The sequence below is a fragment of the Neobacillus niacini genome (assembly GCF_030817595.1).
Taxonomy (GTDB): Bacteria; Bacillota; Bacilli; order Bacillales; family Cytobacillaceae; genus Neobacillus; species Neobacillus niacini_G.
In genome coordinates this window covers 1,452,733-1,468,346 of record NZ_JAUSZN010000001.1, presented here as the reverse complement: position 1 = coordinate 1,468,346, position 15,614 = coordinate 1,452,733, and the positions used below count along the sequence as shown (strand labels likewise).

The 15,614-nt window shown below is 38.2% G+C and carries 11 protein-coding genes; 8 read left to right on the top strand and 3 right to left on the bottom strand.

What is annotated here, in order from left to right:
* Positions 1 to 8 precede the first annotated feature (8 nt).
* Positions 9 to 1,805, top strand: coding sequence for a glycoside hydrolase family 2 protein (locus QFZ31_RS07340; RefSeq protein WP_307302092.1), 1,797 nt, complete (start codon positions 9 to 11; stop codon positions 1,803 to 1,805).
* Between the two features lie 3 nt (positions 1,806 to 1,808).
* Positions 1,809 to 2,750, top strand: coding sequence for a glycoside hydrolase family 43 protein (locus QFZ31_RS07335; protein ID WP_307302090.1), 942 nt, complete (start codon positions 1,809 to 1,811; stop codon positions 2,748 to 2,750).
* 189 nt (positions 2,751 to 2,939) lie between these two features.
* Here the strand turns inward: QFZ31_RS07335 and QFZ31_RS07330 are convergent, their stop codons facing one another.
* Together QFZ31_RS07330 and QFZ31_RS07325 are read right to left on the bottom strand one after the other, a co-directional pair.
* Positions 2,940 to 3,578, bottom strand: a complete 639-nt coding sequence (locus tag QFZ31_RS07330) for a hypothetical protein (RefSeq protein ID WP_307302088.1) — start codon at positions 3,576 to 3,578, stop codon at positions 2,940 to 2,942.
* The gene (locus QFZ31_RS07325) at positions 3,575 to 3,850 is read right to left on the bottom strand and encodes a hypothetical protein (protein ID WP_307302086.1); all 276 of its coding nucleotides are present in this window, start codon (positions 3,848 to 3,850) and stop codon (positions 3,575 to 3,577) included. The genes QFZ31_RS07330 and QFZ31_RS07325 overlap by 4 nt, the downstream gene beginning before the upstream one ends.
* A gap of 528 nt (positions 3,851 to 4,378) precedes the next feature.
* On the opposite strand from QFZ31_RS07325, the gene QFZ31_RS07320 reads away from it, so the two are divergent.
* The 3 genes from QFZ31_RS07320 (at position 4,379) to QFZ31_RS07310 (ending at position 11,894) form a co-directional block, all read left to right on the top strand.
* Entirely contained in the window at positions 4,379 to 6,955 is a 2,577-nt protein-coding gene (locus QFZ31_RS07320; protein WP_307302085.1) for a lipocalin-like domain-containing protein, read from the top strand.
* A gap of 4 nt (positions 6,956 to 6,959) precedes the next feature.
* The gene (locus QFZ31_RS07315; RefSeq protein ID WP_307302084.1) at positions 6,960 to 7,178 is read left to right on the top strand and encodes a hypothetical protein; all 219 of its coding nucleotides are present in this window, start codon (positions 6,960 to 6,962) and stop codon (positions 7,176 to 7,178) included.
* Between the two features lie 546 nt (positions 7,179 to 7,724).
* A complete protein-coding gene (locus tag QFZ31_RS07310; RefSeq protein ID WP_307302082.1) occupies positions 7,725 to 11,894 on the top strand; it encodes a 5'-nucleotidase C-terminal domain-containing protein in 4,170 nt (1,389 codons plus the stop codon).
* Between the two features lie 354 nt (positions 11,895 to 12,248).
* On the opposite strand, the gene QFZ31_RS07305 is transcribed toward QFZ31_RS07310, so the two are convergent.
* Positions 12,249 to 13,148, bottom strand: coding sequence for a LysR family transcriptional regulator (locus QFZ31_RS07305; RefSeq protein ID WP_307302080.1), 900 nt, complete (start codon positions 13,146 to 13,148; stop codon positions 12,249 to 12,251).
* A gap of 667 nt (positions 13,149 to 13,815) precedes the next feature.
* Between QFZ31_RS07305 and QFZ31_RS07300 the strand changes: the two genes are divergently transcribed.
* The 3 genes from QFZ31_RS07300 (at position 13,816) to QFZ31_RS07290 (ending at position 15,613) form a co-directional block, all read left to right on the top strand.
* Entirely contained in the window at positions 13,816 to 14,142 is a 327-nt protein-coding gene (locus QFZ31_RS07300) for a D-alanyl-D-alanine carboxypeptidase family protein (protein ID WP_307311423.1), read from the top strand.
* Positions 14,143 to 14,226: 84 nt separating this feature from the next.
* Positions 14,227 to 14,733, top strand: coding sequence for an RNA polymerase sigma factor (locus QFZ31_RS07295; protein ID WP_307302078.1), 507 nt, complete (start codon positions 14,227 to 14,229; stop codon positions 14,731 to 14,733).
* Between the two features lies 1 nt (position 14,734).
* Complete coding sequence (locus QFZ31_RS07290; protein ID WP_307302077.1) at positions 14,735 to 15,613, top strand: RsiV family protein; 879 nt, start codon at positions 14,735 to 14,737, stop codon at positions 15,611 to 15,613.
* The last annotated feature ends 1 nt before the right edge of the window (position 15,614 follow it).

Sequence of the window (15,614 nt, the reverse complement as noted above, 5' to 3'; positions counted from 1 at the left end):
CTAATGTTATGATGCGTCAAGAATATCCTAGACCACAGTTGAAAAGAAAGAATTGGTTAAATTTGAACGGAACCTGGCAGTTTGCCTTTGATGATCGAAATGAAGGGGTAAAAGAAGCCTGGCAGACGAATGCGGCTGCTTTTACGAAAGAAATCAACGTTCCATTTGCCTACCAGACTAAATTGAGCGGTATTGAAGACCACAGCTTTCATGATCATGTCTGGTACCGCCGCGAGTTTACGGTTCCGTGTGACTGGAAAGGACAACAGGTTATCCTTCACTTTGGAGCGGTGGATTACCGGGCGTGGGTTTATGTGAATGAACAGCTAGTAGGTTTCCATGAAGGTGGAAATGTCTCCTTCTCCTTCGATGTCACCCATTATTTAAATGGCGGGACTGAGGCTATTGTCGTAAGAGTAGAAGATTCTTCAACTGATGAGACGATTCCAAGAGGAAAGCAATACTGGATTGAAAAGTCTGATTCAATCTGGTATACACGGACTACTGGAATTTGGCAGACGGTTTGGATGGAGGCGGTCGACCCAGTCCATTTTTCAAAGGTAAAATTTACGCCTGATGTGGATCAAGGCGCTGTACACCTTGAATTAGAAGTGGAAGGGGAGTTTGCCGGCAAACAGGCAGAAGTGGAAATTTTCTTTAAAGGAGAGACTGTTGCCAAGGATGTAATCCATTTATTTGCAAAAAATGCTCAGCGTTCCATTAATCTATTTCAAGATAAAATTTTCCGTACTCCGTTTCACCACAATGGCTGGTGCTGGACGCCGGAGAACCCGAATTTGTTTGACGTTAAATTGACGATAAAAGAAAACAGCTCCGTTCTGGATGAAATTGAAGCGTACTTCGGAATGAGGAAGGTCCATACAGAAGACGGAATGGTTTACCTCAACAATAAGCCATACTATCAAAAGCTTGTGCTTGACCAAGGTTACTGGCCTGAGGGCTTGCTGACTGCACCAAGTGATGAAGCGTTAAAGCTTGATATCGAGCTAGCCAAGGAAATGGGCTTTAATGGCTGCCGGAAGCATCAAAAAGTGGAGGATCCTAGATTCCTATATTGGGCTGACCAGCTCGGATTCCTTGTCTGGGGTGAATGCGCAGCATCTCCTTCTTATAGCAATCAAGCTGCTGCCCGACTGACAAGAGAATGGATAGAGATTATTGAGCGTGATTACAATCATCCTTCCATTGTTGCATGGGTGCCGCTCAATGAAAGCTGGGGCATCCCGAATGTGCGCGGTGACAAACAGCAGCAAAACCATTCGCTGGCTATGTACCACCTTGTTAAATCTCTTGATACTACGCGCCTTGTGATTTCCAATGATGGCTGGGAACTTACTCGATCTGATATTTGTGCGATCCACAATTATAATCATGGGAATGATAATGAAAAGGCAAAATATGAACACTATAAACAGTCCATTTCCACGAAGGAGCAGCTTCTGCAGTCTCAGCCGGCTAAACGGAAAATTTATGCCAATGGCTTTGAGCATCAAGGAGAGCCGATCATCCTGACTGAGTTTGGCGGAATTGGATTTAAAGTTGGCGAAGATGCGGGCTGGGGTTACACTTCTGTTACCGGCTCTGATGAATTTACGGCGGATTATCAACGAATCATGGAAGCGGTGTATGCTTCAAAAGCGCTGCATGGGTATTGCTATACCCAATTAACGGATGTTGAACAGGAAATCAACGGATTACTCACCTATGACCGCAAGCCGAAATGCGAGCTGAAAGAAATCCGGAAGATTAATGATATGTGGCATGCAGAAATCGTGGAGGGCTAAACAATGAAAAAAGGTTTCCGTACCGTACAAAAGGTGAACCGGGAAGAAATCCATATGAGGGACCCATTTGTGTTCCCATACCCTGAGGAAAATAAGTATTATTTATTTGGGACAACATTCGCGGATGGTTGCGGTGACAAAGACCCCGTTTTTGAAGTGTATGTGAGCCAAGACTTGGAGATATGGGAAGGTCCCTATATTGCCTTTGAACCGCCGCGTGGCTTCTGGGGCGTGCGCCATTACTGGGCGCCTGAGGTATTTTCGATAGATGGCCGGTTTTTTATGTTTGCGACGTTTAAAGGAGGGATTGGCGAACACCGCGGGACAGGTATCTTGGTGGCTGACCATCCGGCGGGGCCATACGTTCCGCACAGTGATGTCGCCGTCACACCTGCTGAGTGGGAATGCCTTGATGGAACTTTTTATGAAGACAAGGATGGGCAGCGCTGGATTGTATTTTGCCATGAATGGACCCAAGAATATGAGGGGAAAATCAAGGCGCTCAGACTGACACATGATTTGAAGCAATCATATGGGGAACCGGTCGATATTTTAAATGCAGCGGAAATGAGATGGATTCGGCTGTTCGGAGATCCAAGGATTGAAAAGAAAGGATTCCTAACCGATGCTCCGTTCATGTACGAAGCTCAAAACGGCGACCTTCTGATGCTCTGGTCGAGTTACTCTGTTCCGAACTATGGGGATAGAGGTTTTGGAGGCTACACGGTGGCCGTTGCTCGCTCCAAGTCAGGAAGAATCGAAGGTCCATGGCATCATGAAGACGAGCTGTTAATGGACCGGAACGCAGGGCATTCAAGCCTTTTCACCGGCCTGGACGGCCAAACCTATATTTCCACCCATTATCCTGATACCCCGCACGGAAGCGAGCGGCCACTGTTCATAACAGTAGAAGAGCTGGCTGACAGGCTGCGAATAAAAGAATAATAATAGTAAACCCGGCATCCTTTTCGATGCCGGGTTTGCCTTTATTGTTGACAATTACGGTTAGTTAAATGATTTAAGATAGACGTTTAGAAACTGTTAATACATGATAATATGCAACTATTTAAAACAGTGTAATTCCGTCACACATATAACACTGATGTTAATGCTAATAATTTTGTAAAAAGAACATTATTTAGTAGAAGTCCTCTGCTCAAAAGGAAATTGAAACGACTTCAAATGTTTTGAGATGTGATAGTGAACCACAGCTAATAAACCGCCAGCTAAGTCGGAAATTAAATCAAGGTCTGTATCTAAGAGGCTAGGTTGATTTTTTATCTTCGGTTTAAAAACTTCATCTTCTATAAACTCCAATAATTCATAAATGGTTCCCAATGCTAATGCTAGGCTAAAAATAAATAAAATAGTCAGTCTTTGGTTTTTTAATTTAAGCTGTATAAATTGCTGGATTACAAAAAATATCCAAAGTGTTAATGCATAGGTGCCAAAAAGATGTTGCAAACGGTCATATAAACTAGATGTTACATACCAATTTAAATATTCCCCTAAGTAATCGTTAATAGTTATGGAAAGTAAAGTGATAATCCTAATGTAAAGCGGAATCCTCCACCCTTCTTTTTTTTCTAAAATCATATAAATGATCCAGAAGAAAAGATTACCTAAAGCCATTCTCATATAGTCAAAATTTCCATCACTAAAAAGAGCAAAAATACAAATAATTTGTATAAATATAAATAGCCAGTCCAAAACTTTTTCTATATATGTTTTTGACAGTTCAAACACCCCGAAAATTTTTGCCTTTTTATTCAATTCTGTTTTCTAAATGCCAATATAGTTGTTTTCATTGAAGCGTAGGAACCAATTGCAGCATATCCATAGAACCACCCCATAAAAACACCAGCTATAAGATGGTGGCGATGGCTTATAAAAACGGAAATGCTTAGCCCAATAATAAGAGCTATTGTTGGAACATACTTTTTCTTCACTTTAAAAAAAACTTTTATAAGTTGTGTAATCAACATCACAATAGGAACTGCAATCACTGCGTCCCAAAAATTCGTATGGATGGTGGGAAAGTCCACACTAATACACCTACTTACCTTAAAATTTTTCTAAAACCAATGAATGCCAAAAATTGTATCATTTTTAATATTTACAAGATAAGATATTTTTATAAAAGAATTTATTGTAGGCTAAACAACATAACTTGTACGTTCATGTTTAAGGATTAATTTATAAAAGTTGTTGACAAGTATGTAATTGGCTATTGAGAATTTACTAGAATTATAGTATTGTTTAAGAGAAGTTAGCTCACTAACTTCACTATGTAAGCGGTTAATTGATTGTAAGTACAACTTTTTCGGGAATGGAGGGCAGATAAGTATAAGTTAACAAGTTGGGGGATAATTGGTCCGTATATTTGTGCAGCTATGAATTTACATAATAAGATATTTTTCGATCTACTATGTTAAAAACTAGGATAGAATTACCTTTTGTATTCAGAATATCGGGTAAAATTTACTAGTAGTAATACCTATACTCTAGTATAAAAGTTTAGTAGAAAGGATATTTAGAAATGAATGTACTACCAAAGGAGGAGAAAGAACGAAATGAAGATTCATTTTAAAAGATTGATATTTATTTCTTTAGTATTGCTGTTGTTAATTCCAAGCGGTGTCCTAGGGAAGAAGCAAGTAAATAATACTAGTAATGTTGAGCCGATTGAGTTTAGAAATGCTTCTGTTCACGACCCTTCCATCATTAAAGATCCCAAAACGGGTACCTACTATGTGTATGGTTCACACATTGATGGTGCAAAATCAACAGACCTAGTCAATTGGGATCGATTCACCAATGGCTATACCACTCCAGATAATAAGGTTTATGGCGATTTGTCAGCAAATCTTTCTGAGTCTTTTAAATGGGCTGGAGAAAATGATTCAGATAGCAGAGGCGGCTTTGCAGTGTGGGCTCCAGATATTTTTTGGAATAAACATTATGTAAATGAGGATGGTACAAAAGGTGCCTACATGATTTACTATAGTGTGTCGTCTACATATATTCGTTCTGCAATCGGGGTAGCAGTGTCAAAGAATATTGAAGGACCGTTCAAATATGTCGACACCATTATGTATTCAGGATTTACCAACAAAGAAGCTTATGATCGAAACAGTGTCGTGAATAAGCATTGGGAAAATACGAATATTGCCGACCTTATTGAAGATGGTGTGATTGATGAAGTAAATCCATATTGGTTTACGGCGAATGGAGACTACAACAATAAACTGTACACCAACGCCATTGATGCCAACATTCTACAGGCAAAAAACAATAAGTTATATATGACATATGGCTCCTGGTCTGGCGGTACCTATATTTTAGAATTAGATAAGAAAACAGGGTTGCCAAAGTATCCAGGTAAAGATGGAAAAACAGAGGATGGCCGTATGATTGACAGATATTTCGGTACAAAAATTGCCTCCGGCTACGGCAGATCGGCTGAAGGAACTTACGCGGTATATGATAAGGAAACAGGCTATTATTATCTATATATTACTTACGGCGGTTTAGCATCTGATGGCGGTTATCAGATGAGGCAGTTTAGATCAGAGAGTCCTGATGGTCCATATGTAGATGCTGAAGGGAATCCTGCAGTATTCCCTGAGACATTTGATATCGGTGTAGGTAACTTCCCAAGTAGAGACGATCATAAAGATATCGGTAATAAGATGATTGGAAACTTCTTATTTAAAAGAGATCTTGGTGAAGCAGGCACTGGAATTGGTACAGGCTACCTTTCACCGGGGCATAACTCATATCTAATTGACGAAGAATTAGGCAAGGAATTTATTGTTACCCATACTCGTTTCCCACAGCAAGGGGAAATGCATGAGGTTCGTGTCCACCAGACATTTAAGAACAGTGATCAATGGCCGGTGCCGACACCGTACCGTTATGCTGGTGAAACAATTAAGAAGGTGTCCGAGGTGGATGTAACTGGTGATTATAAATACATTAACCATGGAGAAGAAATCACTGGTAAATTAACTGAATCCACATGGGTAAAATTGAACGAAGATCACACCATTTCTGGTGCTGTTACAGGTACATGGAAACTTTATGACAACTACCGGGCAGAATTAACAATTGATGATGAAGGTACATATGATGGCGTCTTTATCCGCCAATATGACCCTACGTCTCAAAAGTGGGTGATGACGTTTAGTGCAATGTCAGATGAAGGAATTGTTATTTGGGGAAGCCATGTGAAAGCGTCATCAGACACAGAATTGGTAAATGCTATTAAACAAGAGTTAAGTACAAGTTTTCCGTCTACTGTCATTAGTGATTTGACGCTGCCGACTGTGGCTACAAGAGGAGCGCAAATAACATGGGAATCTTCTAATCCAGAGGCAGTGTCTGTTGATGGAAAGGTTAGTCGACCAAGTTCAGATTCGGAAAATGCAGTGGTTGAATTGACTGCGACGATTCTATTAGGTGAAGCAAGCGAAACATTACAAGTAACTGTTATCGTGCAGAAGAAGGAAGTAGGCGGCTTTTCAGCTTTCTATAACTTTAACGATGGTTTAAAAGATACTTCTGGTAAAAAATCTGACGCAACGGTGACAGGAGACCGATTAAATAATACTGGCGGACAAATTACGTTTGCAGAAGGTAAAGTGGGACTAGCAGCTAAATTCGATGGGAATTCTGGATTGCGTTTAGCGAACGGCTTAATAACGGGTGATACTTACACTGTATCTTTGTGGTTAAAGCCTGAACAAATCACTGAATTTACAACCTCTTTCTTTGGAGCAGAAACAGTGAACAATTGGATTAGTGTCGTACCTAAAACAGGATGGGGCAATACAATGGTATGGTCACACAACGGTGACCAATGGTATGACGCCGTAACGGATAGGGTCATACCTGCAGGTGAGTGGTCACATCTAACTTTAACCGCAAAAGAAGGCGGAGTTGTGTTTTATGTAAATGGTGTAGCGAAATATAAAGGTACCAACTTCCCAAATGTATTCACCTCCATTGATGCGGAATTTGGTTTAGGTGTTAACTACTGGGATATACCTTTTAAAGGTTTAATGGATGAAGTTCGTGTATATGATGGATTAGCCCTTTCGGCAGACCATGTACAATCTCTTTACCAAAATCCTAGTCAAGCTGAATAGAATGATGACCAATCAAAGGTGGTACAATTTCTGTATCACCTTTTTGGGTTGCGATTCCCAAATTACCAAAGAGCATGCCTTTGTCTTAAAAGAAAAATCGAGAATGATTGATAAAAGAACGATTAGACATGCCGTTATGCACCCTGAAAAACGAATTAAGACAGGAATTGAAAAGCTTGTCAGGACCAGCCAATCTATTTTGGAGATAATGGTCAATCGATAGTTGGTAGTTTATTTGGTAGGACTTTCTTAGGAAGGTCCTCTTTTTTGTATGAAAATACGGTTGCTGTAGCCGGTATATTTACAAAAAGCGTACAGTTTCTGCAGCGAACCATAGAGCTTAGACGAAAAAGCGTACAACTTCTACAAAAAAGTGTACAGTTTCTACAAAAAACCATACAGCTTCTACAAAAAACTATACAGTTTCTACAAAAACAATTACAGCGTCTTGAAAAAGTCTATTGATTCTATCAAATCACTAATCTAGTAGGAGTATGGTTGCAGGTAATTGTTCTTATTTGAGAATTTTTGGAAAAATAGTATGATAGAAGTGAAATCAATATTTTTCTTATGTAAACTTTATTGGAGTTTTGTATAGAATGAGTAAATGTTTCGTTAAAAAGAACGAATGTACAAAAGTAAATGGTATGTTAAGTGTATATCTGTAGTACTTCCCTACATAAGAAAGGAGGAAAATTTCATAGATTTGTAGATATAGGAAGTTCTACTTTTATAGAGGTTTATTTTAATAGATTTAGGAGGGAAACTCATGAAGAGGCTTAGAAAACAAATATTTGCTTTAACGACCATGTTTGTCTTGCTGATAGGTATGGTTCTTCCATATCGAGCACAAGCGGCTGAACCTATAACGGTTGCACAGGCAATTGCCAATAATACAGGGACAGCAACAGTTGCAGGGTATATTGTAGGTTATACAACAGGCGGAAGTAATGGGAAGGCAACATATGATTTTGATCCTCCATTTAGAGATGATCTTAATTTCGCCATCGCAGATAGCCCTACTGAAAGAGATGCAACGAAAATATTACCTATTCAAATCACTTCTGGTTTCCGCCCAACCTTTGGATTAGCAACGAATCCCTCAATCATAGGTAAAAAGGTTTTTGTTACTGGTTCACTTCAAGCTTATTTCACAGTACCAGGACTGAGAACACCAACAGCCATGTCGTTTGATAGCACAACGCCACCTCCAGAAGAACCTCCAGTAACAGGTGAAACAGGATTAAAAATCCGTGACATCCAAGGTCAATCTCATACCTCACCATATAAAGACAAAAATGTAGTAGATGTACCGGGTGTTGTTACCTATGTAGTAGATAGCAGCAATTTCTACATGCAAGACCCGAATCCAGATGACAGTTCTATTACATCAGAAGGCCTTCTTGTATACAAGCCAGCTCACAATGTTGCCGTCGGGGATCGTGTAAATGTTTCTGGTCTTGTAAAAGAGTGGGTACTAGATGGTTACGACGAGAAACTCCAAACCGATTTAGCGATGACAGAAATTAATGCCCAATCAGGAAAAATCACTAAGGTTTCTAGTGAAAATCAGCTACCTGCTCCACTGGTTATTGGAAGGGACGTAATCCCTCCAACTTCTGTCATTGACAACGATCAACTCAAGACATTTGATCCGTCAGAAGATGGCATTGATTTCTATGAAAGCCTAGAAGGAATGCTTGTTTCGATTGAAAATCCAACAATAACAGGTCCACAGAAATATGGTGAGATACCTGTCATTACGAGTCAAGTAAATGGAAAAGCTTATACAAAAGAAGGAACACCTCTATTAACAAATGAAAATCAAAATCCTGAGAAAATGCTTATTCAGCTTGATGATCGCAGCTTTGAAACGAAAGCGGGTGACTCATTTAATGGTACAGTCACAGGAGTGGTAAGCTATACCTTTAGTAATTTCAAGATTTTAACAAAAGCAGCTGATTTACCTAATCTAATAGAACGAGAAAGAAACAATGAAGTAACAACTATTCAAAAAGAAGAAGATAAGCTAACCATTGCTGGCTATAATATTGAAAACTTCGTAGCATCAGACACTTCTAAACGTGATAAGCTGGCAAAATCAATGGTCGAGAACCTAGGATCCCCAGATATCATTGGGCTAGTTGAAGTGCTGGACGAAAGTGGGGAAACGAATAATGGTGTGGTCACAGCTGATGCAAACTATAAGGCTTTAAGTGATGCGATCAAAGGATTTGGCGGACCAACCTATGCTTGGACAGAAATTGCTCCAGTTAACGGCAAAGACGGTGGAGTTCCGGGAGGAAATATCCGAGTGGGCTATCTATACAATCCTCAACGTGTGACTTTAAATGAGGCACCAAAAGGAAATGCCACAAGCGCTGTTGCCTATGAAAATGGTTCTCTTACCTTAAACCCTGGCCGCATTGACCCGACAAACGAAGCCTTCAACAGCAGCCGTAAGCCACTTGCTGCTGAGTTCACTTTCCAAGGTGAAGAAGTTATTGTGATTAATAATCACTTCAACTCAAAAGGTGGAGATCAGCCTTTATTTGGAAAAAATCAACCACCTTACCTTGAAAGTGAAGCGCAACGTGTGCAAATTGCTACAATCGTAAATAACTTTGTTTCTGACATAAAAGAAAAGAACAAAGACGCCAATGTAGTAGTATTAGGTGACTTAAACGATTTTGAGTTTTCTGTACCGTTAGCAGCTTTAAAAGGTGATGATTTAACGAACTTAGTTGAAACGCTGCCTGCTTCTGAAAGATACACATACAACTATCAAGGAAATGCACAAGTATTAGATCATATTTTAGTATCTAATAACTTAGCTGAAGCAGCGAAACTCGATATCGTGAACTTTAATTCTCCATATATGGAAGAGCATGGACGCGCCAGTGATCATGATGCACTTGTTGCTCAATTAGATCTAGCCGTAGAAGAAGGACCATTTACATTGTCTGTTCTTCATACAAACGATACACATGCATATGTAGAGCAATTCCCTAAGTTGATAACGGCTGTGAACGAAATGCGTTCTCAGAAGGAAAATAGCCTGTTGTTAAACGCAGGTGACGTGTTCTCGGGAACATTATATTTCAGACAGTATTCAGGACTAGCAGACTTGTATTTTATGAATCAATTAGACTTTGATGCCATGACACTTGGAAATCATGAGTTTGATAAGGATTCGGCGACACTAGCGAACTTCATTAAGCAGGCTGAGTTCCCGATTGTGTCTTCCAACGTAAATATGGCTAAAGATGCTGATCTAGGGCGACTATTCAATACCTCAATCGGCGGAACAAATGAACAAGGAGAAATCTTCCAGGCGATTATTAAAGAAGTTGATGGTGAAGAGGTAGGGATCTTTGGATTAACAACGGAAGATACATCGTTCCTAGCGAATCCTGGAGATAACATTGAGTTTGAGAATGCAGTCGAAAAAGCAAATGAGACAATTGATAGTCTAGAAGCACAGGGTGTGGACAAAATTATTGCTTTATCCCACTTAGGCTATCAACCAGATTTGGATTTAGCGGAAAAAGTAGATGGTATTGACGTGATTGTTGGCGGACACTCCCATACAAAACTGGATGCTCCGGTTGTTGTAGAAAAAGAGGAGCCAACATTAATTGTCCAAGCTAATGAGTATTTAAAATACCTAGGTGTCCTTGATGTAATATTCGATGAAAATGGTGTAATAGCGGAATACTCTGGCGAACTAAAGGATTTAAGTAAGTTTACGGAAGATGCTGCTGCCAAAGCAAAGGTGGAGGAATTCAAAGCTCCATTAATAGAACTGCAAAAACAGGTAGTAGGAAATACATCGGTTGCATTAAATGGAGTCCGTGATGATGTTCGCAGCAAGGAGACCAATCTAGGAAACTTAATTGCAGACGGTATGGCAGCTAAAGCAAATGAGTTCATTCCAACATATATTGCGATGCAAAATGGCGGTGGAATTCGTGCCTCAATTGACCAAGGAGATATCACGTTAGGAGAAATATTAACGGTTCTGCCATTCGGTAACAACCTAGTTACTCTTGAACTAACAGGTGAGGAAATCCTTGCGGCATTAGAACATAGTGTGAGCACACCCGGTGCAGGTGGATTTATGCAAGTATCAGGCTTAAAATTCAAGTACGATCCAGCGAAACCTGTTGGTGATCGCGTCTGGCATGTTGAGGCATTAACGGGTGATGGATATGAAGAACTTCAACTGGATAAGCTGTATCGCGTAGCAACCAATGCCTTCACGGCCGACGGCGGCGATGGCTACAGCATGTTTAAAACAGCGAAGGACGAAGGTCGAATCGCAGAGTTATACATTGTAGACTTTGAAGTGTTTACTTCCTATTTAGAAAAAGTCAACCCAGTTTCTCCAGTGGTTGAAGGTAGAATTGTACAAGAAGTTGAGGATAGCGAAGCTCCAGAGGCTCCTTCTGTAAACGAAGTAACTGACCAATCGACACAAGTGACTGGAACATCCGAACCAGGTGCAATAGTTGAAGTATCGATGAATGGAACCGTTATTGGTTCAAGCACGGCATTGGAGAATGGTAGTTTTATCGTCGAAATAGCAAAGCAAGCAGCTGGAACGGAACTTTCCGTTACTGCAACAGATGGTGCTGGTAATGTAAGTGATGTGACAATAGTGACGGTAGTGGACGTAACACCTCCAGTTAAACCAAAAGTATATCCTGTCATTCACAATGATACGGTTATCATAGGAACAACAGAAGCTGGAGCAAGTGTTAAGGTCATGTTGGGTAAGGTAGAGCTGGGCTCAGCTGTAGCAGATGCGGACGGTAAGTTTAAAGTATCTGTGCCAAAGCAAAAACATAAGAATTTATTAAGCGTGACGGCAACAGATGCTGCTGGCAATGTTAGTAAGGCAACGATTGTTGATGTTTTAAAGAAAAACGGGAAGTAAGATAGAAGGCAGGTTGCTGTTTAGGTAACCTGCCTTTTTTATGAAGATCAAAAAAAAGTAAAATTATTAAACAACAACAGGATTAACTTTCTTGATAAGTCTTCAGATAAAATCTATCGTAAGAAAAATTGAATAAATGAGTGTAAATAAACTGAAGTGCATTACTTCAAGAAGGAGTAATGCACTTTTTATTTTACAGATAACTTTGAAGAATGGAGCAAGTTGAGCTTTCTAGGTTCAAGTTAACACTAAATCATACCCGAGCCACATATCGTAAATCAAACGCTTAAGTTGAATAAACATAGTGAGAATGAAAGAATAATTTTCTCACCCAAACCTTGTATACTTTCCTTTCTAATAATCTGCTGAGACGATTTGCAAATATTTAATAAATTCCCTTTCTAGATAGCTAAAATATTGATTATTTAATCGAATCCATCCGAATGGAATTGTTGTAAATCCACAATCTATTAATGGAATAAGAACAATGCTTCCATTCTTTACATAGATATCATCATTTAATGCCAAATCAATAATAAAGGTAATCGCTATGCCATCAACAACCGCTCTTTTTACGGTCTCTGAATTATTCGACATAAACAGAACTTCCATTTCCCCATAATCATTGAAAAACTGTTCAATAAATTTTTTCATATTAACCCCATTAAACATGGCAAGGGGTTGATCTAAGATTTCCGTTGGAGATAACGTGTGATGTAAAGATAAAGGGGAGTTTTTATTGACACAGACATTTAATTTTCCAGATACTAAGGTCCCATATTTTAAATCATTCGAGTTTTGAATATTTTCATTAATGTAGACTAAACCAATATCGATCCTATTATTTCTAATATCATCAATAATTTCATTTTCTGGTTGTTCCGTTATTTCCAGTTTAACCCCGGGATAATCTTTTTTAAAAAGCGGAATTACTTTTAATAATAGGGTCATTACACTCGGACTTGATGAGATTTTTAATTTCCCATGGATATTGGTCGTTATTTCTTGAGCCTCTTCTTTTAACAGTTGAAGCTTGGAAACAATTTCAAAAGCTATTTTTACAATTTTTTCACCATCTTCTGTGAGTAGGGTTCCTGATTTTGATCTGTTAAATAGTTTCATACCTAATTCATTTTCTAAATTACTAATGGATCGGCTAATTCCAGACTGTGATATCTTTAGATTTTCAGAAGCAATGGAGATGGATTTCGTTTTCGCAACTTCGACAACATACTCTAATTGCTCAATATTCATAGTAAACTCCTTTGTATGAGTTTTAATCAAGTATACATGACTAAGGGATATTTTACATGCTATGGAATCAATAATAAAATATAAAAAGTTGAGTCAAAAGCTAGTTATTAGAAGGAGGCTATATAATCAAATGATTGTCGAAGAAGTAGATGAGACTACTGTTTTTCAGGTGAAAAGTAATCAAAAAAAAATGAACTCACATATATTTCATTTCTTGTTCTGAATTATTAAAGATTATGTTTACTAAACCATGGTTTCATCTTCTAATGAAATAGTAATCAAATCATTAGAATTATCCTCTCAGGTAAATATTATTATGCATTTATTATTTACTTGTATGGTAAATAGAAAGGAGTGTCCGTTCTACAGAAACCTATCAATGAAAAAATCCACTATCATCGTTCTAGCATTATTCATTATTTCAGGTTGTCAGGGTCGATACTATGTTGTTGAAGGAAATACAAAAATTTCAAATCAGCAAACAAAAAAAGATGATAAAGAAATGAACAACCATCATAATCTAGATGATCATAAATCTTCCTTATATCTTTTCAGGTAATAGTGAAAAACGAATGATGAGAAAAGAAGCAGCAATTCAGCTAGAACGTCTATTTGAAGAAATCGCTCTTATCAAACTCAAAAAGCTCTTTTTGAACATTATGTAGCAATTGATGGGTATGAAAAAGCAAGGACATACAGTGCACTTCCTGGTACAAGTGAACATCAGACAGGACTAGCTATTGATGTAACAGGAGGAAATGGCAAGTGTCCTGCAGAAGATTGCTTTGCTGGTACGATAGAGGCTGCCTGGTTAGAGCGAAATGCAGCAGAGTACGGTTTTATTATCCGATATCCAAAAGGAAAAGATACGATTACAGGGTATAAATATGAACCCTGGCATTTGAGATATGTAGGTAAAGATGTTGCGGTAGATGTTACAACGAAAGGGATTACTCTTGAAGAATATTTTAATACACAACCAGTCTCTAAATAACGGAAAGTCCTGGACCACCAGGGCTTTTTTATATGTTTACTGATAGTAAGTCAAAGGATTCGTATAGAAAAGGAGCTCTAAGCTATGAAGAATCATAAGAAAGAACAAGTGTTTGTTCAATTTATCATAGAAAATAAGGAGAATTTTTATAGGTTAGCTTTTAGTTACGTGAAGAATAAAGATGATGCATTAGATATTGTACAGGAATCTATTCATAAGGCGCTTTTATCACTTGGCACTCTAAAGGAAGAACAGAAACTAAAAAGCTGGTTTTATAGGATTGTTGTTAATAAATCTTTGGACTTCTTAAGAAAACACAGAAGAGTCAATGTGATGGATGAGGCAACTCTGGAGTTATATAGTAATGGAAATCATGATGTCTATCAGGATATTGATCTTGAAAGATGTTTAGACGATTTACCAGAGAAGTTGCGAACAGTGATCGTACTCCGCTATTTTGAGGATTTAAAAATTGAGGAAATTGCTGAGATATTGAAGGAAAATCAAAATACTATAAAAACTCGATTATATAGAGCATTATCTATGTTAAGAATTCAGATGGAACAAACCAAGTTAGTAAAGGAGAGATAGAATGGATAAAAATCTAGAAAGGTTAAAATCTAAATATATGGATATAGAAATTCCTTCAGATCTCGATGATGTAGTTAATAAAGCTTTAAATAGGCCTCGCAAAAAGAACAGAACACCTATAAAAATACTTATCGGCTTAGGAGCTGCTGCTGCACTACTAATGATAGTATTAAATACCAATCCAGTACTGGCTAAAAATTTATCAGATGTTCCAGTGATTGGGAATGTAGTTAATGTCATGACATTCGTAGAATTTAAGGTGGACGATGAAAAACATCAAGCAAACATAAAAGTGCCCAGTATTTCGAATTTGAAGGATAAAGATTTGGAAAAAAGCCTAAATGAAAAATATTTAAAAGAGAACAAACAGCTTTATCAAGAATTTATGCAAGAAGTGGAATCCTTGAAGAAACAAGGAGATGGCCATATTGGAGTGGAAAGCGGCTATGTAGTAAAGACAGACAATGAAAAAATATTGTCTATAGGAAGATATGTCGTAAATACTGTAGGATCTTCTTCAACCACATTTAAATACGATACAATTGATAAGAAAAAACAAGTGATAGTAACATTACCTATTTTATTTAAAAATCAAAATTACATTGAAACGATTAGTGGAAATATTAAAGATCAAATGAAACAGCAAATGAAGGAAGATAAAACTAAGGTATATTGGATCCTTGATGCAGGAGTGGAAAATCCTATAGACCCGTTTGAAAAAATAACAGCAAACCATAACTTTTATATAAATCAGGATAACAAATTAGTTATTTCCTTTGATAAATATGAGGTGGCACCGGGGTATATGGGGGTTGTAGAATTTATTATTCCTACTGAAATACTTTCTGGTGACTTAGTAGGCAGTGAGTATATAAAGTAAA

What these genes read in the sequence shown, in the direction of transcription:
- QFZ31_RS07315 (WP_307302084.1), top strand. Translation starts at nt 6,960, where the DNA reads ATGACCAATCAAAGGTGGTACAATTTCTGTATCACCTTTTTGGGTTGC.
- QFZ31_RS07295 (WP_307302078.1), top strand. Translation starts at nt 14,227, where the DNA reads ATGAAGAATCATAAGAAAGAACAAGTGTTTGTTCAATTTATCATAGAA.
- QFZ31_RS07310 (WP_307302082.1), top strand. Translation starts at nt 7,725, where the DNA reads ATGAAGAGGCTTAGAAAACAAATATTTGCTTTAACGACCATGTTTGTC.
- QFZ31_RS07335 (WP_307302090.1), top strand. Translation starts at nt 1,809, where the DNA reads ATGAAAAAAGGTTTCCGTACCGTACAAAAGGTGAACCGGGAAGAAATC.
- QFZ31_RS07305 (WP_307302080.1), bottom strand. Translation starts at nt 13,148, where the DNA reads ATGAATATTGAGCAATTAGAGTATGTTGTCGAAGTTGCGAAAACGAAA.
- QFZ31_RS07340 (WP_307302092.1), top strand. Translation starts at nt 9, where the DNA reads ATGATGCGTCAAGAATATCCTAGACCACAGTTGAAAAGAAAGAATTGG.
- QFZ31_RS07320 (WP_307302085.1), top strand. Translation starts at nt 4,379, where the DNA reads ATGAAGATTCATTTTAAAAGATTGATATTTATTTCTTTAGTATTGCTG.
- QFZ31_RS07290 (WP_307302077.1), top strand. Translation starts at nt 14,735, where the DNA reads ATGGATAAAAATCTAGAAAGGTTAAAATCTAAATATATGGATATAGAA.